Genomic DNA, 23,993 nt, shown 5'->3' with positions numbered 1-23,993 from the left:
GGCTACCAGTACCTCACCTCGGCACGCGCCGACGCCGTTCCCGCGACGACCGACGAACTGGCGCGCATGCGGGGCCGCGGGTGGCGGGTCACCTACACGGTGGGCGACACCACGCCCGAGGCCGGGCTGCCCATCGCCAACGCGCTCCGCTGGGATACCGGTGCGCAGGTCCGCTGGCAGCGCGGACCCATCACGACCTACGCGGCGGTGACACAGGGCACGCTCGGCGACCCTCGCCTGGCGGACGACAACGGCGGGGCGCAGGGCGCGGCGCGTGTCGTCTACACGCCCCACCCGGTGGTGACCGTGGGCGGCTCGGTGGCCCGCGGCCCGTACCTGGCCCGTTCGCTCACGCCGGACCTGCCCGGCACGTCGCTGCGCAGTCATCACCAGCAGGCGTACGGTGTGGACACCGAGATCTCGCGCGACCGCTGGATCCTGCGCGCCGAGGTGATCTGGAACCGGTGGGATCAGCCGGCGTTCGGCACCGAGCCCCGACGCGACCTCGACGCCCGGGCCGCGTACGTGGAGGGGCGCTATCGCCTCCGCCCCGGCCTCTACGTTGCCGGCCGCGCCGAGCACCTGGGGTTCTCCCGCATCACGACGACGCCGGGCGCCGTGGTCACCTGGGACGCACCGGTGCGCCGCTTCGAGCTGGGCGCGGGCTGGACCGTGTGGCGGCATGTGCTGCTCAAGGGCGTGTGGCAGCGCAACCGCCGCGACGGCGGGCGTGTCAGGGCCAGCGACCTCGGCGCCGTGCAGGTGGTGACGTGGTTCTGACGAGGCTGGCGGCGGGCGCACTGCTCGTGGTCGCCGGGTGGCTCGCGATCGGGGCGCCCGTCGGGGCCCAGTCCACCGGGGCGATTCGCGGGCGGTTCACGCTCCCGCCCCCGAAAGGCGACGCCCGTCGCCCGGCCCTCATCGATCCCCACTCCCGTCACCGGACCGGGCAGCCGCGCGTGGGGGTCGTCTATCTCGAGGTCGCGCCGAGCGCCGCCTTCGACGATGGCGTGCCCGTGCGTCGGGTGATGGACCAGCGCGAGGAGACCTTCGTGCCCCACGTGCTGGCCATCCGCACGGGGACGATCGTGGACTTCCCCAACAGCGACCGGGTGTACCACAACGTGTTCTCGCTGTCGGTGACGCGCCGCTTCGACCTCGGCCGGTACGCGGCCGGGCGGTCGAAGGCGGTCCGGTTCGACAGGCCGGGAGTCGTGCGGGTGTTCTGCGACATCCACTCGCACATGAACGCCTTCATCGTGGTGTTCGCGCACCGGTACTTCGACGTCACCCAACCCGACGGCTCGTACCAGCTCCCCCCGGTGCCTCCGGGCACCTACACCGTCGCCGGGTGGTACGAGGGCAATGTCCTCGTGAGCCGCCAGGTCGTCGTCCGAGGCGGCGAGGCGGCCGTGGTGGACCTGCAGGCCCCGTGATGCGCACGCTCGGGTCGCTCACCAACCGCCTCTTCGTCGTGTGCGTGGCGCTCTCGATTGCGTCGATCGGCGCCGCCATGCTCTTCGTGAGCGCGCGCCTCACACGCGAGCACGACCGGACCACCGCGGCGCGACAGGCCGAGACCGTGGCGCTCGTCGAGCGGCAGCGGCAGGCGCTCCTCGACACGTCGACGCGGTTGTCGCGGCTGGTGGCCGACCTGCCCAAGCTGAAGGCCGCGCTCGCCACCGGCGATGCCGCCACCATCGCCCCAATCGTCGCCAGCTACCGCGAGGACGTGGGCGCCGATGCGTTGATCGTGAGCGACGAGGCCGGTCGCGCCCTGTTCTCCGCGGGCGATACGCGCGGCGCGGTGTCCGCGCGGAGCCTGGCGCTTCCTGCGGGCCAGCCACCGGGCCAGCCCCGGTTCCTCACGGAACGGCACCCGCGCGGCATCCTCCAGTTGGTCACCGTGCCCATCTCGATCGGCGTCGAGTCCGTGGAGCAACTCGGCCTGTTGTCGGTCGGCATGCTCCTGGACGAAGCGCAGGCCAGGGCGCTGCGCGCCTCGACGGGCAGCGAGATCGCGTTCGCGGTCGGCAACGAGGTGCTGGCGGCCTCGCTCGGCGCAGCGACCGTGCCGGCGCTCACGCGGGCGCTGTCGCAGAGCACGCAGGGCACGCTGCCCATCGGCGGGGTCAACTACGGCTGGCACGCCGTGCCGCTGCGTCCGCTCCCGGGGGAGGCGAGCGCGGGCCGCGCCGATGCGCGCCTGCTGGTGCTGCACTCCACCGCCGAAGCCGAGGCCACCCTCCAGAGCGTGCGCGCCGCGCTCGCGCTCATCGCGCTCCTCACGGCGCTGGTGGCCAGCGCGGCCAGCTTCGCCGTGGCACGCACCATCACCCGGCCCCTGTCGGCCCTCACGGCCTCGATGCGCGAGATGGCCCGCACCGGCACGCTGGCGCCCCTGCGTGCCCCGGGTCGGGGGCATGCCTGGGACGACGAGGACGTCCGCCTGCTGACCGGCTCGTTCGAGACGATGACCGCCGCACTCGGCAGGTTCCAGCAGCAGGCGGCGGAGCGCGATCGCCTGACGGCCCTCGGCCGACTGTCCACCGTCATCGCGCACGAGATCCGCAACCCCCTGATGATCGTGCGCGGGGCGTTGCGGGGACTCCGGCGACAGGAGGATCCCGCCGTTGCCGACGCCGCCGCCGACATCGAGGAGCAGGTGCAGCGCCTCGACCGCGTCGTCAACGACGTGCTCGACTTCGCGCGCCCGGTCCAGCTCGAGGTGTCGCCGGCCTCCCTTCATGCGATCTGCCGGGAAGCCGTCGCCGCCTGCATGGCCGCCGAGCCGGAGCCGCCGGTCACGTTGTTGCTGGAGGAGGCCGCCGACAAGGTGCGGACCGATGCCCATCGCCTGCGTGCCGTGCTGGTGAACCTCGTCTCCAACGCCCGGGAGGCCGTGCGGTCCGCCGGGCGCGCACCCGGCGAGGCGGTGGTGACCGTCGGCACGCACCGTGCAAGCGCGGCATTCGTGATCGAAGTGACGGACACCGGCGTCGGCATCGACCCCGCGCTCGTGGGGCAGGTCTTCGAGCCCTACTTCACCACGCGCCGGACCGGCACCGGCCTGGGACTGGCCATCGCGCGCAACATCGTGGAGGGCCTCGGCGGCACCATCACGCTGGAGAGCCGCCCGGGCGAGGGCACCACCGTGCGCCTCACGATCCCCCAGGAGGCGACCGGGTCATGACGCACGGGACCGTTCTCCTCGTCGACGACGAGGAGAAGATTCTCAAGACGCTCGGGCGTGCGCTGCGCGAGGACGAGCACGAGGTGACGACCACGGCGTCGCCACAGGAGGCGCTGCGGCTGCTCTCGGCCCGGCAGTTCGACGTGCTGGTGATCGACTACCTGATGCCCGTCATGACGGGGCTCGACGTGGTGCGGGGGCTCCAGGCCATGCCCGAGGCCGAGCGGCCGGCCGTGTTGATGATGACGGCCCATGGCACGGTGAAGCATGCCGTCGAGGCGATGAAGCTCGGCGTGCGCGACTACCTCCAGAAGCCGTTCGACATCGACGAACTGATGGTGGGCGTCCGCCGGGCCGTGGAAGAACAGCAGGCCCGCAGCGGACTCCGGTACCTGCTGGCCGAGCAGAGCGCCCAGTTCGGGCAGTACGGCATCGTCGGGCGGAGTCGGGCGGTGCAGGACGTGATCGCGCGCGTCGAACTCGTGGCGAAGAGCCGCAGCACGGTCCTCATCACCGGTGAGACCGGCACCGGCAAGGAACTGGTGGCCCGGGCCATCCACGATCGCAGTGCGGAGCGGGCGCAGCCGCTGATCCGCGTCAACTGTGCCGCGCTGCCGGAATCCCTGCTGGAATCGGAGCTGTTCGGCCACGTCCGTGGCGCGTTCACCGGCGCGGTCAACGCGCGCAAGGGCCGGTTCGCGCTGGCCGACGGCGGGTCGATCTTCCTCGACGAGATCTCCACCGTGAGCCCGAGCGTGCAGGCCAAGCTGCTGCGCGTGCTGCAGGAGAAGGAGTTCGAGCCGTTGGGCGCCGAGCGCACGCAGAAGGTGGATGTGCGCGTCATCGCAGCGACCAACCGCGACCTGCAGGTCATGGCGGCGGAGGGCAGGTTCCAGAACGACCTGTACTACCGCCTCAACGTGATTCCCATCCGGATCCCGCCGCTGCGAGAACGGCGCGAGGACATCCCGTTGCTCGTGGAGCATTTCACGCGCCGCATCGCCACCTCGCTCGGCAAGCCGGACCTGCGCATGGACGACGCCGCGCTGGACGCGCTCGCCAACTACGGCTGGCCGGGCAACGTGCGGGAACTGGAGAACACGATCGAACGCGCGGTGGTGCTGGCCACGGGGCCGACGATCACGCCCGACCTGGTCCTGCTGATGCCGGGGGCCCAGGGTGCCGGCACCGGCCTGCCCTCGGGACGGCTGCACGAGAACGTCTCGTGGGCCGAACGCGAGTCGATCCTGTCGGCGCTGCGGGCCTCGGGCGGCGTGAAGAAGGATGCCGCCGAGGCGCTGGGCATCAGCCAGCGCGCCCTGTCGCATTACCTGGGGAAGCACGGGATCGATTGAGTCATGCCTCATGCCTCATGCCTCATGCCTCATGACGCATGGCGCATGACGTTCCAGCCCCCAGCCCCCAGCCCCCAGCCCGCATCTCCGAGTGTTTACGTAATTCGTAAGCGCTTACGCCGTCCGTGTCCGGGCGCGCGTGGCACCCCCGAAGAATCGATGGAAACGCGCCTCGATGGTGCGGCACGGGCCTTGCCTTTGTCAGGGCATGGAGGGAAGACCCGTGTCCCAGAGTGAGTGGCGCCGCAGCGCGCTGGCCATGCCGTTCCTGGCACTTGGCCTCGTGGTCTCGCTCGCGGCGCAGCAAGCGCCGCGCGTGATCGAGGTCAAGGCGAAGAAGTACGACTTCGAGCCCTCCACCATCCAGGTGGCGCAGGGCGAGCGGGTGGTGCTGCGCGTGACATCGGTCGATCGCCTGCACGGCATCGGCATCAGGAGGTTCAAGGTGAACGCCGAAGTCCCGAAGGGCGAGACGGTGGATGTGGAGTTCGTGGCCAGCGAGGCTGGCACGTTCCCGGTGCTGTGCACCGAGGAATGCGGCAAGGGGCATGACGACATGACGGGCACGCTCGTCGTGAAGGCGGTGGCACAGTGAAGGTCCGGACTCTCCGATCCCTGGCACTTGCGGCGTGCGTCGGCCTCCTCGCGTTCGCGAGCGGGTGCGACGAGAAGCTGACTGATATCGCGGGGCCGTCGCCCGGCCTGACGCCGACGTACTCGAGCATCTCGCAGAACATCTTCGCGAGCACCGACAGTTCCGGTCGCACGGCCTGCACGCAGTGCCACACCGACCAGGGCCGCACGCCCGCCGCCGGCCTCAACCTGCGGCCGGAAGTCGGCTACGCGCAGTTGGTGAACATGCCCGCGCCGCAGAAGCCTGGCGCGATCCGCGTGATTCCCGGCGACGCCGAGAACAGCTACCTCGTGCAGAAGCTCGATGGCACGCCCGGGATCATCGGCCAGCGCATGCCCCGCAACGCCGGCCCGTTCGTCACCGAGGGCCAGATGCTCATCATCCGCCGCTGGATCAACCAGGGCGCGCAGAACAACTGAGGCGCACATGAAGACGACTTTCCTTGCCACTGCGCTCACGTTGGTCGCGATCGGGGCCCTGCCCGCGGCCGCACAGGACGCGCGCACCGAGCCCGCCTCCACGCCGAAGACCACGGCGGAGGCACCCAAGCCGACGGCAGACACGCCGAAGGCCGGTGAGGCCCCCGCGGCTCCTGCCGCGCCGGCCACCGCCGAGGACCCCAAGCCTGCCGACGCTGCTGCCGCGGTGCAGGACGACGAGGACGATCCGGATCTCGACGTCAACCAGGCGCAGCCCGACTACAACCTCGTGAACCTGCCGACCACGCTGCGCATGCCGCGCGGCAAGTTCGCGTTCCGCGTCACGCACCGCTTCGGCCGGCCGCTGGACGACGGCAACTTCGGTGACCTCGCGGCGGACCTGTTCGGTCTCGACGCCGGCGGCCTCATCGGTCTCGAGGTGCGCTACGGGCTGCTGAAGGGCACCCAGATCGGCGTGCTGCGCACGAGCGATCGCACGATCCAGTTCTTCGCCCAGCAGCAGATCGCGCCGCAGGAGAAGTTCGGCGTCGGCCTTGCGCTCAACCTCACGGCCGACGGCACGAACAACTTCCAGGACAGCTACTCGCCGGGCATCGGCCTGGTCGTGTCGCGCGAGATCGGCAAGCGCGGCGCCATCTATGTCGAGCCAACGTGGGTCAACAACACCAACACGCTGCCGAGCGAACTGGTCGACGACAACGACTCGTTCCTCATCGGCATCGGCGGCCGCATCCGCATGACGCGGCGGTCGTACCTGGTGGTGGAAGCCGCGCCACGGGTGAGCGGCTACGACGCGGGGCGCACCCACGGCGCCATCGGCCTCGAGATGCGGGCGGGCAACCACGCCTTCCAGCTGAACTTCTCGAACGGGCTCCAGACGACGATGGGCCAGATCGCGCGCGGCGGCACGCCGGACGACTGGTTCATCGGGTTCAACATCTCGCGCAAGTTCTGGTGAGGTGCACGAGGTCGGAATCGACGCGGACCTGACGGTCGGTCGGGTGGGCGCCTGGCACCGCCGGTCGTCTGCGTCGGTTCCTTCAGCAGCCGGGAGAGTCACGGATGTCCCCGCATCCGTCGGCTCTCCCGCGCTGCGTCGTGGTGGCATCTCGACGGGCCGGGCTCGGAGAGCCGGCCCTACCGCCCAGACGAAGGCGAAGCCGACAGGCGACAGGCAGCCTGTGGCCTGTAGCCTGTGGCCTGTAGCCCTCCCTGCTGACCAAAGTCGTGCGGCTTACGTGCGCCGAAAGCCGTTTACGCGAGCGGTAAGCCCGGAAGTCCCGCGACATCCGGATCGTGCGTGTTCCCGGTCGCCGCGAATCGGCACGACGCTTGCTATAGAGAGTATCGGTTCAAGGGGCCGACGGTCTGGCGATCTTGGCGGTGGGTTGGGCAGCCGGCAGCCAGGCCAGACCGTCGACCTCCTTGCTTCAAGCGGGTGAGGCCATCGGGGGCATACCCCGAGGCCTTTCCCGCCCACGTGTCCCTCACCCCCGGGGGGCATCGGATCCGACGGCCGACGCCAGGCCATCCACCAGATCCACCACTTCGTACATCCACGGGCGTGGCGACCGGCGCGATCCGGGCTGTCGCCTGCAGGCCGCGTGTCCGGGGGGCTAGGAGTCCGAGGCGACGGCGACAGCGGCGGGGCGCAGCACGTCGTCGCCGATCAGGTAGCCGGGAGCCGCGACTCCTGCCACCACGCCCTCGCCGAATTGCTCGGTGACCGGTACCACGGTGATGGCCTCGTGGCACTCCGGATCGAACGGCTCGCCGAGCGGCTCGATCCGGCTGATGCCGTATCCCGCGAGCTTGTGCAGGAACTGCTGCCGCACGAGCTCGACGCCGGAGAACAGCGCGTCGGCGCTGCCGCCCGCGTGGGCGGCTGCCAGAGCGCGATCGAGGTTGTCCACCACCTCGAGCAGGTCGGCGAACACCGAGCGGCGCGAGAGCTCGGCGTCGCGCGCCGCGTCCTTGCGCACGCGCAGGCGCATCGCCTCGAACTCGCGCTGCGCCTCGTGCACGGCGTTGATGTACTCCTGCAGCTGCTCGTTCTTCTCCGCGAGCTGCTGCTCGAGCTCCTGCACGTACGACGGCTTCTCGAAGAGGACCGGCTCCTCTGCTGCAGCGGACGCCGGCGCATCCTCGGCGACGGCGCGCGCCCACCAGCGACGATCGACGACCTTCACGGGCTCCTGCGGGTCACTCATGCATCCACCGTGTCTTTCGCTGCCGGCGCCGGCGTGCTGACGATGTCGAACGTGAGCGCGCCGTCCTTCAGCCCGATGGTCACGCTGCCGCCGTGCTCGAGGCGCCCGAACAGGATCTCGTCGGTGAGCGGGTCGCGGACCTCGGCCTGGATGATGCGGGCGAGCGGCCGCGCCCCGTAGACCGCGTCGTAGCCCTTCTCGGCCAGCCACGTGCGGGCCTCGGGTTCGAGCGTGATCGCGACGCGGCGCTCGGCCAGCTGCGCCTCGAGCTGCAGCACGAACTTCTCGACGATCGTCTCGACCACGCTGGGCGACAGCGAGCCGAACGTGACGGTGGCGTCGAGGCGGTTGCGGAACTCCGGGCTGAAGATGCGCTCGAGCGCCTGCTTGGCGCGCCCGGCGGCGCCCTTGCCCGACGGCATGCCGCTGAAGCCCACCAGCGTCTGGCTCATCTCGCGCGACCCCGCGTTGGACGTCATGATCAGGATCACCTGCCGGAAGTCCGCCTTGCGCCCCGTGTTGTCGGTGAGCGTGGCGTGGTCCATCACCTGCAGCAGGATGTTGTAGATGTCCGGGTGCGCCTTCTCGATCTCGTCGAGCAGCAGGACGGCGTACGGATCCTTGCGGATGGCGTCGACCAGCAGCCCGCCCTGCTCGAAGCCGACGTAGCCCGGGGGCGCGCCGATGAGCCGTGCCACGGCGTGCTTCTCCATGTACTCCGACATGTCGAAGCGCACGAACTGGTTGCCGAGGTGGATGGCCAACTGCTTGGCCAGTTCCGTCTTGCCCACGCCTGTCGGGCCGGTGAACAGGAAGCACCCGGCCGGCTTGTCGGGCTGCCCGAGGCCGGCCCGTGCGCGCTTGATCGCCCGCGCCACGGCCTTGACCGCGTCGTCCTGGCCGAAGACCACGCGCATCAACTGCTCCTCGAGCGTGCGCAGCCGTTCCTTGTCGGAGGCCTGCGCCTGCTTGTCGGGGATGCGGGCCATGCGCGCGATGACGCGCTCGATCTCCGGTACGTCGACGATCTGGCGGGGCGTGTTCTCGGCCGGCGGCTCGCCCGTCACGGGCTGACCTGTCGAGTCCTTGCCAGGCGTGGCCTCTGCGGAGGCGGGCACCCGGGCTTCGGCCGTGACGCCCTCGGCCGCGTTCGCACCGGCCCTGACCGACGTCGCCGAGGTGGACAGTCGCAGCATCGCCCCGGCCTCGTCGAGGACGTCGATGGCGCTGTCGGGCAGGCGATAGTCGCGCAGGTGCCGCCCGGCCAGCTTCGCGGCGGTCTCGATCGCCGGGTCGGTGTACCGCACGTGGTGATGGTCCTCGTAGCGGCTGCGCAGGCCCTTCAGGATCGTGACGGTCTCCTCGACCGACGGTTCCTCGATGACGACCTTCTGGAGCCGGCGCGCCAGCGCGCGGTCCTTCTCGACCTGCTTGAACTCCTCGAAGGTCGTCGCACCGATCACGCGGATGTCCCCGGCGCTCAGCACGGGCTTGATCAGCGTGGCGAGGTCCATCGTGCCGCCGGTCGTGGCGCCGGCGCCGACCGTGCTGTGCATCTCGTCGATGAACAGGATCGGCTTGGGGCGCTTGGCCAGCGCGTTGACGACGGCCTTGAAGCGCTCCTCGAAGTCGCCGCGGAAGCGCGTGCCCGCGAGCAGCGCGGTGGCGTCGAGGGAGAACACCTCCGCGTCCTTCAGCACCGACGGCACGTCGTCCTGCAGCAGGCGCTGCGCGAGGCCCTCGGCAAGCGCGGTCTTGCCGACGCCCGGCTCCCCGACGAACATCGGGTTGTTCTTGCGGCGACGGCAGAGGATCTCCATCGTGCGCTGCACCTCGGCCGTGCGGCCCACGAGCGGATCGAGCGCGCCCGCCTTGGCCTTGACCGTCAGGCTGACGGCATAGGCGTCGAGCGGCGTGCGCGAGGTGGACGAGCCCTCGTCGCCCTGCCCGGCTGCGGCCGGCCGCTCGTCGCCGGCGGGTTCGTCGGGCGCCGGCACCTTCGAGATGCCGTGGCTGATGTAGTTCAGTACGTCGAGGCGCGTCACGCCCTGGCCCTCGAGCAGCTGGGCGGCGTACGAGCGGTTCTGCTGGAGCAGGGCGGCCAGCAGGTCGCCCGCCTGCACCTCGCTCTTGCCGGCGCTCTGCACGTGGAGCACGGCGGTCTGCAGGGCACGGCGGAACGCCAGCGTCTGCTCGGGCTCCTTCTGGGCGCCGCGCGGGAACTGCTCGATGTTCTGCTGCAGGAACTTGTCGAGTTCGGACCGCAGGCGCGGGAGGTCGGCGCCGCAGGCGGCGAGGATGCGTTCGGCCTCGGTGTCGTGCGCCAGGACGTAGAGGAGATGTTCGAGCGTGAGGTGCGTATGGCGACGCGAGGTCGCCTCGCGATAGGCGACGCCTAGCAGCAGCTCGACGGATGCGCTGAACATGGGACTTACTCCTCTTCCAGGGCCGCCCGCAGCGGATACCCGTTCTGGCGGGCGAGTTCGTGCACCGCCTCCACCTTGGTTTCGGCCACCTCGAAGGTGTACACGCCGCACAGGCCCTTCCCCTGCGTGTGCACCTGCATCATGATGCGGAACGCCTCGGCAGGGGTCTTGTGGAACACGGTCTCGAGGACTTCGACGACGAAGTCCATCGTGGTGTAGTCGTCGTTGATCAGCAGGACCTTGAAGCGCGCGGGCTCCTTGGTCTGCTTCTCGGTACGTTCGAGGACGAGGTCGCCCGATTTCTGTCGTGTGTCGGTCATCGACGTGCTGACCGGCCCACGGGTGCTCCCAGGGGTCCGGATCGCGGCTCGCTGATCTCCACCATCAGTATACGGACGCTGGCCGCGGCCCGCCGGACGAACGGGCGGGCCGGAGGTAATTCCGCGATGCCGGGAATGCCGGGAATGTCGAGAGCCATCGGCCTTCCGGAGGGTGCCCACAGCCGCCCTTGCCGCGGAATGTCGAGTGTGTCCGACGTTCTGGAGGCCGACAACCGTCGACATTCCCGGCATCGCTGCATCGCAGCATTGCCATAATTCAGCAATGCAGGTTCTTGCTCACCAGCTCCGCTACGCCGACGGCCAGTTCCGTGGCACGCCCGGCGTCATCGCGACGGCCGTCCTGGAGGGACCCTCGGGGCTGGCCCTGGTCGACCCCGGGCCGACCACCGACCTGGCGGCGCTGGAGGCCGACCTGGCGTCCGGCGGCCTGAGCCTCGAGGACGTGGAGGCAATCCTGCTCACGCACATCCACCTCGACCACGCCGGCGCGGCGGGCACCATCGTCAGGCGGGCGCCCCGCTGTCGTGTGTATGTGCACGAACGAGGCGCCCCGCACATGTCGGCGCCCGACAAGCTCATCACCAGCGCCACCCAGATCTACGGCGACCAGATGGATGTGCTGTGGGGGGAGTTCGCCGCCGTCCCCGAGGCCAACCTGCAGGTGCTGCGCGGCGGCGAGTCGCTGACCGTCTGCGGGCACGCCATCGAGGTCGCCTACACCCCGGGGCACGCCCAGCATCACGTGAGCTACCTGCACCGCAGCTCGGGCATCGCCTTCGTGGGCGACACCGCCGGGTGCCGGACGACCCACATGCAGTCGGTGATGCCCCCGACGCCGCCGCCCGACATCGACGTGCCGACGTGGCATCGCAGCGTGGCCCGCATCCTGGACTGGCAGCCCTCCGGCCTGTTCCTCACCCACTTCGGGCCCGTGACGGCCGTGGTGGCCCACATGGCCGAGCTGCTCGATCGCCTGGAGGTGATGCGCGGACTGGCTCGTGGCCTTGCCGGCGACCAGACGCTCGACGACAGCGAGCGCGAGGCCCGGTTCGTGGAGGAACTGCGGCGCGTGTTCCGCCAGCAGTTGAACGACGCCGAGCTGCGCCGCCTCGAGCTCGGCGTGCCGTTCCCGATGTGCTGGGGCGGCCTGGCCCGCGCGATCCGCAAGGGCCTCGCGTAGGGTCCGGCGAAGGTCCCGGTCGACCTGAAGGTCGACCGCCACGAACCGAGAATCCAGGCTCGGCGCGTCCACATCTGCTCGTGGGCGCCGACCGCTGTTCCCCGGGGCGAAATCTGTTCGTGGGCGTCGACCTTCAGGTCGACGCGCAGGACACCCCCTGCACTATGCTTCGGCCATGCCACACGTGGGGCGCCTGGCCCTCGCCGGCCTGCTCGCCGCGAGCCTGGCACCGGTCTCCGTACTCGCCCAGTCCGCATCGCCGCCGGGTGCCGCCACCTTTGCCGAGCGGTGCGCGCCGTGCCATGGCGCTGACGGCCGCGGCGGCGAGCGCGGCCCTGATCTCGTCGGGACGCCGGGGGCCTCCCGGCGGTCGGTCGACGAAATCGCGCGCGTCGTGCGAGACGGAGTCCCCGGTGGCGGCATGCCGGCCGTGCCGCTACCTGCCGACGACATACGCGCGGTTGCCGCCCACGTGCGAAGCCTGGCGCTCGCGGCACGAGTGCCGCCCACCTGGCCTCGGACGCGGCTCGCGGTCGGCAACGGACGTACCGCCGAGGGCCTGGTCCTGTCCGAAGGTGCCGCCGACCTCACCCTGTTGACGCCAGCCGGCGACCTGCTGCCGATCGCCCGTGCCGACGTCGCACGGTCCGAGCCGCTCGGCCGTGCCGAGATGCCGGTCCTCACGCCCAGATCCACCACGCCGCCGCCCGGCCCTGGTGACTGGGCCACCTACAACGGCGACGTCTCGGGCAACCGCCATTCGCCACTCACCCGCATCACACCGGCCAACGTGCCGACGCTGCGGCCGACCTGGACGTTCGCCGTCCCCGGCGCGCGCAACCTCCGCACCACGCCGCTGGTCGTCGGTGGCGTGATGTACGTGACGGCCCCGAACGAGGTATTCGCGCTCGACGCGGCGACGGGCCGGCAGATCTGGCATGCGCGAGAGCCGCGCACCCCGGGCGTGATCGGCGACGCCGGCGCCGGGGTCAACCGCGGCGTGGCGATCGCCGGCGACCGCCTGTTCGCGGTCACCGACGATGCGCGACTCGTGGCCCGGCACCGCGCCAATGGACAGGCGCTCTGGGAGACCCGCCTGGCGGACTACCGGGCCCACTACGGCGCGACATCCGCGCCCCTGGTGGTGGGCGACCTCGTGGTGACCGGCGTGTCCGGGGGCGACGAGGGGGTCCGTGGGTTCGTGGCGGCCTTCGACATCGCCACAGGACGCGAGGTCTGGCGATTCTGGACCGTGCCCGCTCGCGGCGAACCGGGCTCGGAGACCTGGCAGGGCACGGCCCTCGAACACGGCTGCGCGGCGACCTGGCTCACCGGGTCGTACGACGCGGTCCTGGACCAGCTGCTCTGGACGACCGGGAACCCGTGTCCGGACTACAACGGCGACGAGCGCAAGGGCGACAACCTCTGGTCCAACTCGGTGCTCGCGCTCGACCCGCGAACCGGCCGACTGAAGTGGCACTTCCAGTTCACGCCGCACGACCTCAACGACTGGGACGCCGTGCAGACGGTGATTGCCGTCGATGCGCCCTTCGACGGCCGCACCCGACGCCTGCTCCTGCAGGCCAACCGCAATGGCTTCTTCTACGTGCTCGACCGCGAGTCGGGGCAGCCCCTGCGGGCGACGCCGTTCATCCGCAACCTGAACTGGGCGACGGGCGTGGACGCGGCCGGTCGGCCCCTGCGCATCGACGGCATGACGCCGAGCGTGCGAGGGACCGTCGTGTGTCCCTCGGTCGAGGGCGCGACCAACTGGATGTCGCCGGCCTTCGATCCGGCGTCGGGCCTGTACCTGGTGCAGGCGCTCGAGCGCTGCAGCGTCTTCCAGAAGTCGTCGCGCGGCTTCGAACCGGGCGAGTCCTTCTATGGGGGCAGCACACGCCGCGTACCCGGCGAGACCGGCGGCAAGGTGCTGCGCGCGATCGAGGTCGCCACGGGGAAGATCGCCTGGGAACTGCCGCAGGTCGGCGAGGGCGACACCTGGGCGGGCGTGCTCACCACGGTCACCGGCCTGGCCTTCACGGGTGAAGACGATGGGCAGTTCACCGCGCTGGACGTGCGAACGGGGCGCCGGCTCTGGCAGTTCCCGGCCAATGCCGACTGGCGCGGGTCGCCGATGACCTACCTGGCACGCGGCCACCAGCACGTCGCGATCGCCGGCGGCGGCGTCATCTACGCCTTCAGCCTTGGCGAGTCGACACAGAGGTAGGGCGGCGTGTCCCACGCCGCCGCAATTCCTGATCACAGCGGCGCGGTGGGACACCGCGCCCTACCTCGGTAGTAAGGCGACGCCCTGCGCCTGATCTATGCTTCGCGCATGCGACGCACGCTGGCCCTGACCGTGGTGTGTCTGTTGGCGCTGCCCCTGGCCGCGCAGCAGGCACCGGAGTACGACTTCCTGATCAAGGGCGGCCGGGTGATCGACCCGCGCAGCGGGCTCGACGCCGTGCGCGACGTCGCCATCAAGGACGGCAGGATTGCGGCGGTCACGGCCGACATCCCCGCGACGCGCGCCATGAAGGCCGTCGACGCCAAGGGCCTCGTCGTCACGCCCGGCCTCATCGACCTGCACGTGCATGTGTACCCGGGCGAGAAGCTGCGCGATTACGCGGGCGGCGACTGGAGCATCTTCCCTGACGGCTTCACGCTGCGCAGCTGCGTGACCACCGTGAACGATGCGGGCACGTCGGGCTGGCGCAACTTCCCGGACTTCAAGCGGCGCATCATCGACGAATCGAAGACGCGCGTGGTCGCGTTCCTCAACATCGTCGGCAACGGCATGGGGTCGGGGCCGATCGAGCAGGACCCCAACGACATGGACGGCGCGGCGACGGCCGCCATGGCCCTGCAGCACAAGGGCGTCGTGGTCGGCATCAAGAGCGCGCACTACAACGGCACGGACTGGAAGCCCTACGAGCAGGCCGTGATCGCGGGCACGAAGGCCGACATCCCCGTGATGATCGACTTCGGTGGCAACGTGAAGGCCGGGCGCACGCTGATGGACCTGTTCATGAAGCAGCTGCGGCCGGGCGACATCTTCACGCACATGTACGGGGGCGTGCGCGGCGAGCAGGACGCCACCACGAAGGGGCCGAGCGCGGCGATGGTGGAGGCCCGGAAGAAGGGCATCATCTTCGACGTCGGCCACGGCGGCGCGAGCTTCCGGTACTCGGCGGCGATCCCGATGATGAAGGCCGGCTTCCTGCCCGACTCGATCTCCACCGACATCCACACCAGCAGCATGAACTCGGCGATGAAGGACATGCTCAACGTGATGGGCAAGTTCATGGCGATGGGAGAGCCGCTGGTGGAGGTGATCCGGCAGTCGACGTGGAACCCGGCGCGCCAGATCAAGCTGGAGACGCTCGGCCACCTGTCGGTGGGCGCCGCGGCCGACGTCGCGGTGCTGCGCGTGGAGCAGGGGCGGTTCGGCTTCGTCGATCCGGTCGGCGGCCGCCTCGAGGGCACGCAGCGGCTGCAGTGCGAACTCACCGTGCGCGATGGCAAGGTCGTGTACGACCTCAACGGCCTCATTGCCGACCCGTGGGACACACTGCCCGCCACGGCGCGGGGCGGCGACCCTCGGTGGGATCGAACGCGCGGCCATTAGTCATTCGCCGCGCGTCCGCCGTGAATGCTGCGATGCCGGGAATTCCGGGAATGCTGCAAGGCAAAGGGCGAAGGGGCAAAAGGTCCGAGCCCCTAGCCCCCAGCCCCCAGCATCGCTGATGTTCCGGACTGCCGTGGCTTACCGGCGGTAACGCCGGCGCGCGGCGCCGAGCAGGCCGAGGCCGACGAGCGCGAGGGTGGTCGGCTCGGGCACGCCCGGGTCGGCCGTGTTGTAGGCGATGTTGTCGAACTCGAACGCGTAACCCCTGCTCGACGCAACCACCCGGTCGAACGCCTCGGTCGAGACGACGTTGACGTAGTAGGTGCCCATCATTCCCTGGTCGCCGTTGGCCACGGCGGCGACGTTCGAGCCGGTCACCGTGCCGATGAGCGCGTCGCCCGCGTAGAAGTCCAGCGAGTTGTACGTGTCGACCGAGCCCCACAGCAGCCCGAAGTACTTCTGCGCCGACGCGAACCGCATGGTCGCGTTGGCGCCCTGCACGGCCTTGGCGCTGCCCGTGGAGATGTAGCGCGACTGGTCGACCCCGTCGGCATCGCCGAACGCGACGCCGTTGCCGTTGGACGCGAAGGGCGCGGCGTACTTGCCGGAGACCGCGCCGGTCACCACGCCACCATCGGGCGTGAAGGTCACCGTGACCGTGCCGTTGCTGCCGCCGGTGAGGCCGAGCGGAAGCCAGTTGAGGTTGTCCTTGGCCACGCCGGTGGGGGCACCCCCGACCGAGCTGGAAATCGTCAACGGGCCGGCGTGCGCCGTGCTGGACACCAGCACGACCAGGAGGGCGAATACGACTCTCGACATGATGCTCGCGCTTTCCTGCGACGGGCTGGGGGAGTCGTCGCGCAGTGGCGTTTGGCGCCACATCCAACCCCGTGCGGGGCTGGGTACCGATTACCTAAGCGAGAACCGTACCAACTCGATTTCCTTGTTCTTCTGCATCGTTTGCCCTGCCTGAGGATGAGAAGTTTCACTTCGTGGAGACTTCTTGCTTCTTGAGGCCATTGAAGTCTTCTCAATGAGCGACTTGTTGTGTTGGGGGGGGAGGACCGGTTCTCGCTGACGGCGTGGACCGCATCCGGCGGCGGTAGACTGTGCCGATGTCCGACGCCACCGTCGCCAGCCTCTCGGCGCGCCGCCGCGTGCCTCCCACCGTCAACGAACCCATCCGCAGCTACGCCCCGGGCACGCCCGAGCGCGCGTCGCTGAAGACGCGGCTGGCCAGCATGGCCACCGAGCACGTCGACGTGCCCGTCATCGTCAACGGCAAGGAGTACCGCACAGGCGACACCGCGCCCATCGTGATGCCGCACGACCACCAGCACGTGCTCGGCACCTGGCACAAGGCCACGCCCGAACTGGTGCAGGAGGCGATCGCGACGACGGCCGCCGCGCGCGTCGAGTGGAGCCGCTGGCCGTGGGAAGACCGCGTGGCGGTGTTCCTGCGCGCCGCGGAGCTGCTGTCGACGACCTGGCGCGACACCCTCAATGCCGCGACGATGCTCGGGCAGAGCAAGACGGCGTTCCAGTCCGAGATCGATGCGGCGTGTGAGCTGATCGACTTCTTCCGCTTCGGCGCGCTGTTCGCGCAGGATCTGTACGGCGAGCAGCCGGTCAGCGAGAAGGGTGTCTGGAACCAGACCGACTACCGCCCGCTCGAGGGCTTCATCTACGCCGTCAGCCCCTTCAACTTCACGGCCATCGGCGGCAACCTGTCGGGTGCGCCGGCCATGGCGGGCAACACCGTCATCTGGAAGCCGGCGCAGACGGCGATGCTGAGCGGCTACTACGTGATGAAGCTGCTCGAGGCCGCTGGCCTGCCCCCGGGCGTCATCAACTTCGTGCCGGGCGACCCGATCCCGATCTCCGACGCGCTGCTGTCGCACCGCGATCTCGGCGGCGTGCACTTCACGGGCAGCACGACGGTCTTCAACAGCATGTGGAAGACCATCGGCTCCAATATGGGCCGCTACCGCTCCTACCCGCGCATCGTCGGCGAGACGGGCGGCAAGGACTTCATCATGGCGCACCCGTCGGCCGACGTGGACTCGCTGGCGGTGGCGATCGTCCGCGGATCGTTCGAGTACCAGGGCCAGAAGTGCTCGGCGTGCAGCCGCGTGTACATCCCGCAGTCGCTGTGGGCCGGCGTGCGCGACCGCATGGTGGCGATGATGGCCGACATCCGCATGGGCGACCCGCGCGACTTCCGCAACTTCATGGGCGCGGTGATCGACGAGCGATCGTTCACGAAGATCGGCGGCTACCTCGACGAGGCGCGCGCCGCGGGGACGATCGTCGCCGGCGGTGAGGCGTCGAAGGAGAAGGGCTACTTCGTGTCGCCGACGCTGGTGAAGGTCGACGACCCGAGCCACCGGATCCTGTGCGAGGAGATCTTCGGACCTGTCGTCGCCGCCTACGTGTACCCAGACGATCAGTACGTGGAGACGATGCAGATCGTCGACCAGACGTCGCCGTACGCGCTGACCGGGGCGATCTTTGCCAACGATCGCCAGGCCATCCGCCTCGCGCACACGCACCTGCGCAACGCGGCCGGCAACTTCTACATCAACGACAAGTGCACCGGCGCGGTGGTGGGCCAGCAGCCGTTCGGCGGTGCGCGTGGGTCTGGCACCAACGACAAGGCCGGCAGCAAGCTGAACTTCCTCCGCTGGGTCAGCCCGCGTTCGATCAAGGAAACGTTCGTGCCGCCGACCAGCTATCCGTATCCCTTCATGGGGGAAGAGTAGCGGGCGCGGTGGCAATTGGAGAGGGCGGCTCGGGAATTTGACATGTGAAATTCTCGGGGGCGCGCGGCTCGCGCCGGCGGCGCCCCTCGCGGCGCCGCGAGCGAGCGAAGGCCGAAGGCCAAGCCGCCGGGAATTTCCAATCTCCAATTTCAAATTGCCATCGCAGTACACTGCCCACCCATGACACATCGGACACGAGTGGCAGCGTTCTGCAGGCGACTGTGCGTGTGGGGGGGCGTGCTGGCCCTCCTGGGAGCTGCCACGGCGGCCCATGCGCAAGCGCCCACGCAAGCCGCGCGTCCCAACATCGTCCTGATCTACCTCGACGACCTCGGCTACGGCGACCTGTCCGCCAACGGCAGCACCACGATCCGGACGCCCAACATGGACCGGCTCGCCAAGGACGGCCTGCGGTTCACGAGCGGCTATGCGACGTCGGCCACGTGCACGCCATCGCGCTTCTCGCTGCTGACGGGCAAGTACGCCTGGCGCCAGTCGGGCACGGGCGTGCTGCCGGGCAACGCGTCGCTCATCATCGACCCCGCACGCACGACGCTGCCGTCGATGCTGCGGCGCGCGGGCTACCACACCGGTGTCGTCGGCAAGTGGCACCTCGGGCTCGGCGGGCCGGGCGGCCCCAACTGGAACACCCCCATCGCGCCGGGACCGAACCAGGTGGGCTTCGCCTACAGCTTCATCATGGCGGCCACCGGCGATCGCGTGCCGACGGTGTTCGTCGAGGACGGCAAGGTCGTCGGCCTCGATCCGGCCGACCCCATCAGGGTCGACTACGAGAAGAAGATCGGCGACTGGCCGACGGGCAAGGACAACCCGGCCCTGCTCACGACGCAGCGTCCGAGTCACGGGCACGACCAGACCATCGTCAACGGCGTGAGCCGCATCGGGTACATGACCGGCGGCAAGGCGGCACTGTGGCGCGACCAGGACATGGGCGATACGTTCCTGCGCAAGGCGATCTCGTACGTCGAGGCGCATCAGCAGGAGCCGTTCTTCCTGTTCTACGCGACGCACGAGCCGCACGTGCCGCGCGTGCCGCACGAGCGCTTCGTCGGGACGTCGGGCATGGGGCCGCGCGGCGACGCCATCATGCAGGCCGACTGGGGCATCGGCCAGCTGCTCGACACCCTCGACCGACTCAAGCTCACCGACAACACGATCGTGATCCTCACGAGTGACAACGGCCCGGTCGTCGACGATGGGTACGTGGACCAGGCGGTGGAGAAGCTCGGCACCCACAAGCCTGCCGGGCCGCTGCGGGGCGGCAAGTACAGCCGCTTCGAGGCGGGGACGCGCGTGCCGTTCCTGCTGCGGTGGCCGGCGCGGGTCAAGCCCGGCGTGAGCAACGCGCTGGTGTCGCAGGTCGACTTCCTCGGATCGTTCGCCGCGCTCGTGCGGCAGTCCATCCCGCAGGGCGATGGCCCCGACACGGCCAACCAGCTGGCGGCGCTGGTCGGCGAGGACCGCCGTGGCCGCGACCACGTGATCGAGCACGCCGGGGCGCTCGCCATCCGCGACGGGCGCTGGAAGTACATCGAGCCCAGCAAGGGCCCGCGCATGAACGTGCAGACCAACACCGAACTGGCCAACGACCCGGCGGCGCAGCTCTACGATCTCGAGACGGACCTCGGCGAGACGAAGAACATCGCCGCCGAGCAACCCGACCGCGTGCAGATGCTGGCGGCCAAGCTGGCACGGATCAAGGCCGGCCAGTAAGGTCGCGGCACGGCCACGACCTTCCTGAATGCTGCGATGCTGCGATGCCGCGAATGTCGTAGAGCGGAGGCTTTCGACATTCGGCATCGCGGCATCGCGGCATTGTTCCCGTGAGCGGCGCGGTCGGAGACCGCGCCGGAGTTGCCCATGACACGCGTTCGTCCGCTCCTGGCGGGCTCCACCGCCCGACTCACCGCCTGCCTCGTCCTGGTGGGCATCGGATCCTGGTACGCGACAGGGCGCGCCCAGTCGCCGCATCCGTTCGGCACGCCATCCGCGACCGTGCCGCAGCCGGCGAGCACGATCGACGCCGTGCCCGGCTCACGGGCGCAGGGGTGGCTCGAGCAGGGGCGGTCGGAGGTGCTCGCGCGTCACGGGATGGTCGCGACCAGCGATCCCCTCGCCGCGCAAGCGGGCCTGGACATCCTCAGGCAGGGGGGCAACGCGATCGACGCCGCCGTCGCGGCCGCCGCGGTGCTCGACGTCACGTCACAGAACGACACGGGCATCGGTGGCGATCTGTTTGCGCTGGTGTACGTGGCGAAGGATCGCAAGCTCTACGCGCTGAACTCGGCGGGCTGGGCGCCGGCCGGATGGACGCCGCAGTTCTTCACCGACACGCTCGGCGTGAAGGCCGTGCCTCGAAGCGGCGTCAACGCCGCCACCGTGCCGGGCGCCATCTCCGGCTACGACGCGTTGCTGACGCGGTTCGGCACCAGGACGTTCGCGCAGACGTTCGAGCGGGCCGCGCGCATCGCCGAGGAAGGCTGGGGGCAGGCCGAGCGCCGGCATGTCGACCTGCTGCGTACCGTCCCGCAACTGCAGGCCGATCCGGATTCGGTCGCGACGTTCCTGCCGGACGGGCGCGCACCCGATCTCTATCGCATCATCCGCAACCCGGCACTTGCGAAGGCGCTGCGCCTGATCCAGGCGCAGGGCCGCGACGCGTTCTACCGAGGTGAGATCGCCTCGGCCATCGTCGCCAAGGTCAGGGCCGGCGGCGGCGTCATGAGCGCGAGCGACCTGGCCGAGTACCGGTCCGAATGGACCGAGCCGATCTCGACCAGCTACCACGGCTACGACGTGTTCCAGTTGCCTCCCCCGGGGCAGGGCGTCGCGGCGCTCGAGATGCTGAACATCCTCGAGGTGTGCGTGCCGAAGCTCGGGCTGAACCTGGCCCAACTCGGCCCGACGCATCCCACCTATTGGCACCTGATGGTCGAGGCCAAGAAGCTGGCCTACGCCGACCTGTACGCCCACAACGCCGATCCCGCCTTCTCGGCAGTGCCGGTGTCGCGCCTGCTCTCCAAGGCGCATGCCGCCGACCTGTGCGGCCGGATCGACCTCGATCGCGCGTCGGCTGTCGGCACCAGCGCGGGCGTCGACGGCGGCACGATCTACCTGTCGGCCGCCGATCGCTGGGGGAACATGGTGTCGCTCGTCCACAGCGTCTTCAGCGTGTACGGCAGCCGCGCGACCGTCGGGCCCTACGGCTTCGTGCTCCACAACCGTGGTGCGGCGTTCTCCCTCGACCCGAAGAGCCCCAACGTCGTCGCGCCGCGCAAGCGACCGTTCCACACGATCATGGCCGGCTTCGTCATGAAGGACGGGGCGCCGCTGATGGCCTTCGGGAACATGGGCGGCACCGTCCAGCCCGAGACCCACGCGCAGCACATCGTGAACATGATCGACCTGGGGATGAACGTGCAGATGACGACGGACGCCGCGCGCTTCACCCATGCCCAGGCGTCCAACGTCCTGAGCCTCGAGTCACACCTCTTCGATCGCGTCGGCGCCGACCTGCAGCGCAGGGGGCACACCGTGCAGCGCGCGACGGGCGGTGCCGTCGGCGGCTACCAGGGCATTCTCTTCACGCGCGATCCGGCGCTGCCCGTGCCGGCCTTCGATCCGAAGTCGGACCGCCCGGTCAACGGTGTCTACCGCGCCGGGTCAGACCACCGCAAGGACGGACAGGCGGTCGGCTGGTAGGTCCGCTGAATGCGGCGATGCCGCGAACTCGCCGCGCGCCGAAGGCGCACGTTGGCGCGTCTGCACTGCCGACAATGTCGCGGGCTGCCCTTCGACCTTCCGGCATTCGGCATCGCAGCATCGCGGCATTGTCCGGCGCGGTTGTCGTCGAGGGCGCCTACTTCGCCCTCGACGACAACCACGCCAGACGCAATGCCTCCTGCTGCGGCGTGCGCGTGGTCATCGGCACGATCTCCAGGCGATCGTTCTTCTCGACGACGACGCGGGCGGTCTTCTTCTCGCTGCGCGATTCGAAGACCAGTTCGATCTCGGTGCCTGGCGTCAGCGTCGACAACACGCGCTCCCAGTCGCCCGGCTGCGCGATCGGCGTCCCGTTGAGCGAGAGCACGGTGTCGCCCTTGCCCAGGCCCGCCTTGTACACGGCGCTGGTCGACAAGGTGTTGTTGCCGACCACCATGCGCCCCTGCTGGGCCTGCAGGCGCAGCTGGCCGAGCGTGGGGGGCGTCTCGCGCGTGCGCAGCTCGTACCCGGCGGCCGCGAGCAGCCGCTTGTACGGCAGCGGCTCGGTGCCCGTGATGTGGCGGCGGAAGAAGTCCGCGGCGAACGCGGCATCGCCGCTCACGGCGGCCAGCGCGGCCTGCGCATCGGCGATGGTGTAGGGCCTGGCGACGTAGCCGGGCGCCTTGCCGCCGGGCACGCCGTGCGTCTTCCACATCTGGCGCATGAAGTGGTCGAGGGTGATCTCGCCGTTGGACCGCTCGCGCAGCGTCAGGTCGAGGCCGAGGCCCAGGGCCGCGCCGTACGTGTAATAGGAAACGAACGTGTTCTCCCAGTTCGTGGGATCGATCGCGGCAGCGGCGTCCACGTAGGGCGCCAGGCGGCTCATGTCGGCGGCCGACCGGAACTGCGCGCCAGGCGCGTGCAGCACGCCGTTGACGAACATGCCGAACTGCGACACGCCCGCATCGGGCGCCACCAGCCCGGCGCGCACGAGCGCCAGCATCCCGTAGTAGCTCGTGAAGCCCTCGGCCAGCCACAACTCGCCCGACATGTTGGCCCGCGTGAAGTCGAAGGGCTCGAGCGACGCCGGCCTGATGCGCTCGACGTTCCACGAGTGGAAGAACTCGTGCGAGGCCGTGCCCACCAGCCGCGAGGCGGCGTCGGCCAGCGAGGCCGCGCCCGAGCACACCGTGCTGTTGCGGTGCTCCATGCCGTCGCCGTCGGCCCACGGCAGGTAGTCCATCAGGAAGGTGTACGTGCCGCCGTCGAAGGGGGCCAGCTCTCCGAAGATGGCCGCCTGCTCACGCACCACCTTCTCGACGTCGCGGGCAAACGCATCGAGCTGGGCGTCGGTGCCGAGGTGGTGCACCGCGAGGCGGATCGTCGCCGGCGGGCCCGACGGTCGCGCCACCGAGAACTCGCGCACCGCATGCGCGCTGAACTCGACCGGCGAGTCCATGAAGTACTGCAGGTTCGGCGCCGTGAAGACGAGCGGATCGTCGGTCGGGAACAACTGCGTCGAGACGCGCCAGGTGCGGCCCGGCGGCTGCGTGAAGCGGACCCGAATCGGTGTCTCGGAGAGGGCCGGCGCCCAGGCGAACGTCGCCGGGGCGTTGAGGTGCGCGTGCGTGCCGTCCACGGCCGCGTACGTCCCATCGATGTGGTCGCCGAACAGCCGGTAGCGCACCTGCACGGTCGCTCCCTTCGGCGTGATCCGCCATTCGTCCGGCGCGACCTGCTCCACAGCCAGGGCCGCGCCGCCGTCGCCGCGCGCCTCGAACTGGTAGACGTTCTTGCCGAACTCGTGCGTGGCGTACCGTCCTGGCGACGAACGCGCCATCCTGACGGCGAGGGGCGTGCCGGCTCGGGCCGGGAAGCGCACGTCCACCTGCAGCCAGCGCTGCTCGGGCGAGGGGACCGACACGGTGTACTCGATGACCGGCTGGGCGCCGGCCAGGCCGACCGGCAGCAGCAGCGTGAGCGCGAGGAGGGCAGCGCGGCGCAGGAACATGGGCGATAGCGTAACGCGTAGCGCCTCAGTCATGGCTCATGCCTCATGCCTCATGACTCATGCCGAAGGTCAAAGGTCAAAGGTCAAAGG

The 23,993-nt window shown here is 70.0% G+C and carries 18 protein-coding genes; 13 read left to right on the top strand and 5 right to left on the bottom strand.

What is annotated here, in order from left to right:
- From ACIRDX_RS11070 to ACIRDX_RS11040, 7 genes are all read left to right on the top strand, one after another.
- Positions 1-780 (top strand): hypothetical protein (locus tag ACIRDX_RS11070; protein WP_396625482.1); only part of this gene is annotated, 780 nt, incomplete at its 5' end.
- Positions 771-1,436: a carboxypeptidase regulatory-like domain-containing protein gene (locus tag ACIRDX_RS11065; RefSeq protein ID WP_396625481.1), complete on the top strand. Its 666-nt coding sequence runs from the start codon at positions 771-773 to the stop codon at positions 1,434-1,436. The genes ACIRDX_RS11070 and ACIRDX_RS11065, both read left to right, overlap by 10 nt.
- Complete coding sequence (locus ACIRDX_RS11060) at positions 1,436-3,193, top strand: ATP-binding protein (protein ID WP_396625480.1); 1,758 nt, start codon at positions 1,436-1,438, stop codon at positions 3,191-3,193. The genes ACIRDX_RS11065 and ACIRDX_RS11060 overlap by 1 nt, the downstream gene beginning before the upstream one ends.
- A complete protein-coding gene (locus ACIRDX_RS11055; protein ID WP_396625479.1) occupies positions 3,190-4,548 on the top strand; it encodes a sigma-54-dependent transcriptional regulator in 1,359 nt (452 codons plus the stop codon). Before ACIRDX_RS11060 ends, ACIRDX_RS11055 begins: the two co-directional genes overlap by 4 nt.
- 223 nt (positions 4,549-4,771) lie before the next feature.
- Complete coding sequence (locus ACIRDX_RS11050; protein WP_396625478.1) at positions 4,772-5,143, top strand: cupredoxin domain-containing protein; 372 nt, start codon at positions 4,772-4,774, stop codon at positions 5,141-5,143.
- A complete protein-coding gene (locus ACIRDX_RS11045) occupies positions 5,140-5,601 on the top strand; it encodes a hypothetical protein (RefSeq protein WP_396625477.1) in 462 nt (153 codons plus the stop codon). The genes ACIRDX_RS11050 and ACIRDX_RS11045 overlap by 4 nt, the downstream gene beginning before the upstream one ends.
- Before the next feature lie 7 nt (positions 5,602-5,608).
- On the top strand, positions 5,609-6,580 hold the full coding sequence (locus ACIRDX_RS11040; RefSeq protein WP_396625476.1) for a DUF5777 family beta-barrel protein: 972 nt from the start codon (positions 5,609-5,611) through the stop codon (positions 6,578-6,580).
- Positions 6,581-7,238: 658 nt separating this feature from the next.
- Here ACIRDX_RS11040 and ACIRDX_RS11035 read toward each other — a convergent pair.
- Genes ACIRDX_RS11035 through clpS form a run of 3 tightly spaced genes read right to left on the bottom strand, consistent with a single transcriptional unit; the run spans position 7,239 to position 10,578 of the window.
- A complete protein-coding gene (locus ACIRDX_RS11035) occupies positions 7,239-7,832 on the bottom strand; it encodes a nucleotide exchange factor GrpE (RefSeq protein ID WP_396625475.1) in 594 nt (197 codons plus the stop codon).
- Entirely contained in the window at positions 7,829-10,258 is a 2,430-nt protein-coding gene (gene clpA, locus ACIRDX_RS11030) for an ATP-dependent Clp protease ATP-binding subunit ClpA (RefSeq protein WP_396625474.1), read from the bottom strand. The genes ACIRDX_RS11035 and clpA overlap by 4 nt, the downstream gene beginning before the upstream one ends.
- 5 nt (positions 10,259-10,263) lie before the next feature.
- Entirely contained in the window at positions 10,264-10,578 is a 315-nt protein-coding gene (clpS, locus tag ACIRDX_RS11025; protein ID WP_396625473.1) for an ATP-dependent Clp protease adapter ClpS, read from the bottom strand.
- Positions 10,579-10,861: 283 nt separating this feature from the next.
- Between clpS and ACIRDX_RS11020 the strand changes: the two genes are divergently transcribed.
- The 3 genes from ACIRDX_RS11020 to ACIRDX_RS11010 all read left to right on the top strand — a co-directional run bounded on the left by ACIRDX_RS11020 (position 10,862) and on the right by ACIRDX_RS11010 (position 15,407).
- Positions 10,862-11,779, top strand: a complete 918-nt coding sequence (locus ACIRDX_RS11020) for an MBL fold metallo-hydrolase (protein WP_396625472.1) — start codon at positions 10,862-10,864, stop codon at positions 11,777-11,779.
- Between the two features lie 175 nt (positions 11,780-11,954).
- Positions 11,955-14,006 (top strand): PQQ-binding-like beta-propeller repeat protein, encoded by a 2,052-nt coding sequence (locus ACIRDX_RS11015; protein WP_396625471.1) that lies wholly within the window; start codon positions 11,955-11,957, stop codon positions 14,004-14,006.
- Between the two features lie 108 nt (positions 14,007-14,114).
- Entirely contained in the window at positions 14,115-15,407 is a 1,293-nt protein-coding gene (locus tag ACIRDX_RS11010) for an amidohydrolase/deacetylase family metallohydrolase (RefSeq protein WP_396625470.1), read from the top strand.
- Positions 15,408-15,545: 138 nt separating this feature from the next.
- On the opposite strand, the gene ACIRDX_RS11005 is transcribed toward ACIRDX_RS11010, so the two are convergent.
- A complete protein-coding gene (locus ACIRDX_RS11005) occupies positions 15,546-16,226 on the bottom strand; it encodes a PEP-CTERM sorting domain-containing protein (RefSeq protein ID WP_396625469.1) in 681 nt (226 codons plus the stop codon).
- A 296-nt stretch (positions 16,227-16,522) separates the two neighbouring features.
- Here ACIRDX_RS11005 and pruA point away from each other — a divergent pair, with 296 nt between their 5' ends.
- From pruA to ACIRDX_RS10990, 3 genes are all read left to right on the top strand, one after another.
- Positions 16,523-18,169: an L-glutamate gamma-semialdehyde dehydrogenase gene (gene pruA / locus ACIRDX_RS11000; RefSeq protein WP_396625468.1), complete on the top strand. Its 1,647-nt coding sequence runs from the start codon at positions 16,523-16,525 to the stop codon at positions 18,167-18,169.
- A gap of 180 nt (positions 18,170-18,349) precedes the next feature.
- Complete coding sequence (locus tag ACIRDX_RS10995) at positions 18,350-19,903, top strand: arylsulfatase (RefSeq protein WP_396625467.1); 1,554 nt, start codon at positions 18,350-18,352, stop codon at positions 19,901-19,903.
- Positions 19,904-20,050: 147 nt separating this feature from the next.
- A complete protein-coding gene (locus ACIRDX_RS10990; protein WP_396625466.1) occupies positions 20,051-21,892 on the top strand; it encodes a gamma-glutamyltransferase family protein in 1,842 nt (613 codons plus the stop codon).
- A gap of 157 nt (positions 21,893-22,049) precedes the next feature.
- On the opposite strand, the gene ACIRDX_RS10985 is transcribed toward ACIRDX_RS10990, so the two are convergent.
- Complete coding sequence (locus tag ACIRDX_RS10985) at positions 22,050-23,903, bottom strand: M61 family metallopeptidase (protein WP_396625465.1); 1,854 nt, start codon at positions 23,901-23,903, stop codon at positions 22,050-22,052.
- Positions 23,904-23,993 lie beyond the last annotated feature (90 nt).

Source organism: Luteitalea sp., assembly GCF_044337415.1.
GTDB lineage: Bacteria > Acidobacteriota > Vicinamibacteria > Vicinamibacterales > Vicinamibacteraceae > Luteitalea.
The sequence above is the reverse complement of the archived record's forward strand: the minus strand, read 5'-3'. Positions and strand labels throughout refer to the sequence as shown.

Excerpts from the sequence above, each read along its gene's own strand:
- ACIRDX_RS10990 (WP_396625466.1), top strand. The coding sequence starts at position 20,051 with ATGACACGCGTTCGTCCGCTCCTGGCGGGCTCCACCGCCCGACTCACC.
- ACIRDX_RS11015 (WP_396625471.1), top strand. The coding sequence starts at position 11,955 with ATGCCACACGTGGGGCGCCTGGCCCTCGCCGGCCTGCTCGCCGCGAGC.
- ACIRDX_RS10995 (WP_396625467.1), top strand. The coding sequence starts at position 18,350 with ATGACACATCGGACACGAGTGGCAGCGTTCTGCAGGCGACTGTGCGTG.
- clpS (WP_396625473.1), bottom strand. The coding sequence starts at position 10,578 with ATGACCGACACACGACAGAAATCGGGCGACCTCGTCCTCGAACGTACC.
- ACIRDX_RS11060 (WP_396625480.1), top strand. The coding sequence starts at position 1,436 with ATGCGCACGCTCGGGTCGCTCACCAACCGCCTCTTCGTCGTGTGCGTG.
- ACIRDX_RS11055 (WP_396625479.1), top strand. The coding sequence starts at position 3,190 with ATGACGCACGGGACCGTTCTCCTCGTCGACGACGAGGAGAAGATTCTC.
- ACIRDX_RS11010 (WP_396625470.1), top strand. The coding sequence starts at position 14,115 with ATGCGACGCACGCTGGCCCTGACCGTGGTGTGTCTGTTGGCGCTGCCC.
- clpA (WP_396625474.1), bottom strand. The coding sequence starts at position 10,258 with ATGTTCAGCGCATCCGTCGAGCTGCTGCTAGGCGTCGCCTATCGCGAG.
- ACIRDX_RS11040 (WP_396625476.1), top strand. The coding sequence starts at position 5,609 with ATGAAGACGACTTTCCTTGCCACTGCGCTCACGTTGGTCGCGATCGGG.
- ACIRDX_RS10985 (WP_396625465.1), bottom strand. The coding sequence starts at position 23,903 with ATGTTCCTGCGCCGCGCTGCCCTCCTCGCGCTCACGCTGCTGCTGCCG.
- ACIRDX_RS11005 (WP_396625469.1), bottom strand. The coding sequence starts at position 16,226 with ATGTCGAGAGTCGTATTCGCCCTCCTGGTCGTGCTGGTGTCCAGCACG.
- ACIRDX_RS11035 (WP_396625475.1), bottom strand. The coding sequence starts at position 7,832 with ATGAGTGACCCGCAGGAGCCCGTGAAGGTCGTCGATCGTCGCTGGTGG.
- pruA (WP_396625468.1), top strand. The coding sequence starts at position 16,523 with ATGTCCGACGCCACCGTCGCCAGCCTCTCGGCGCGCCGCCGCGTGCCT.
- ACIRDX_RS11020 (WP_396625472.1), top strand. The coding sequence starts at position 10,862 with ATGCAGGTTCTTGCTCACCAGCTCCGCTACGCCGACGGCCAGTTCCGT.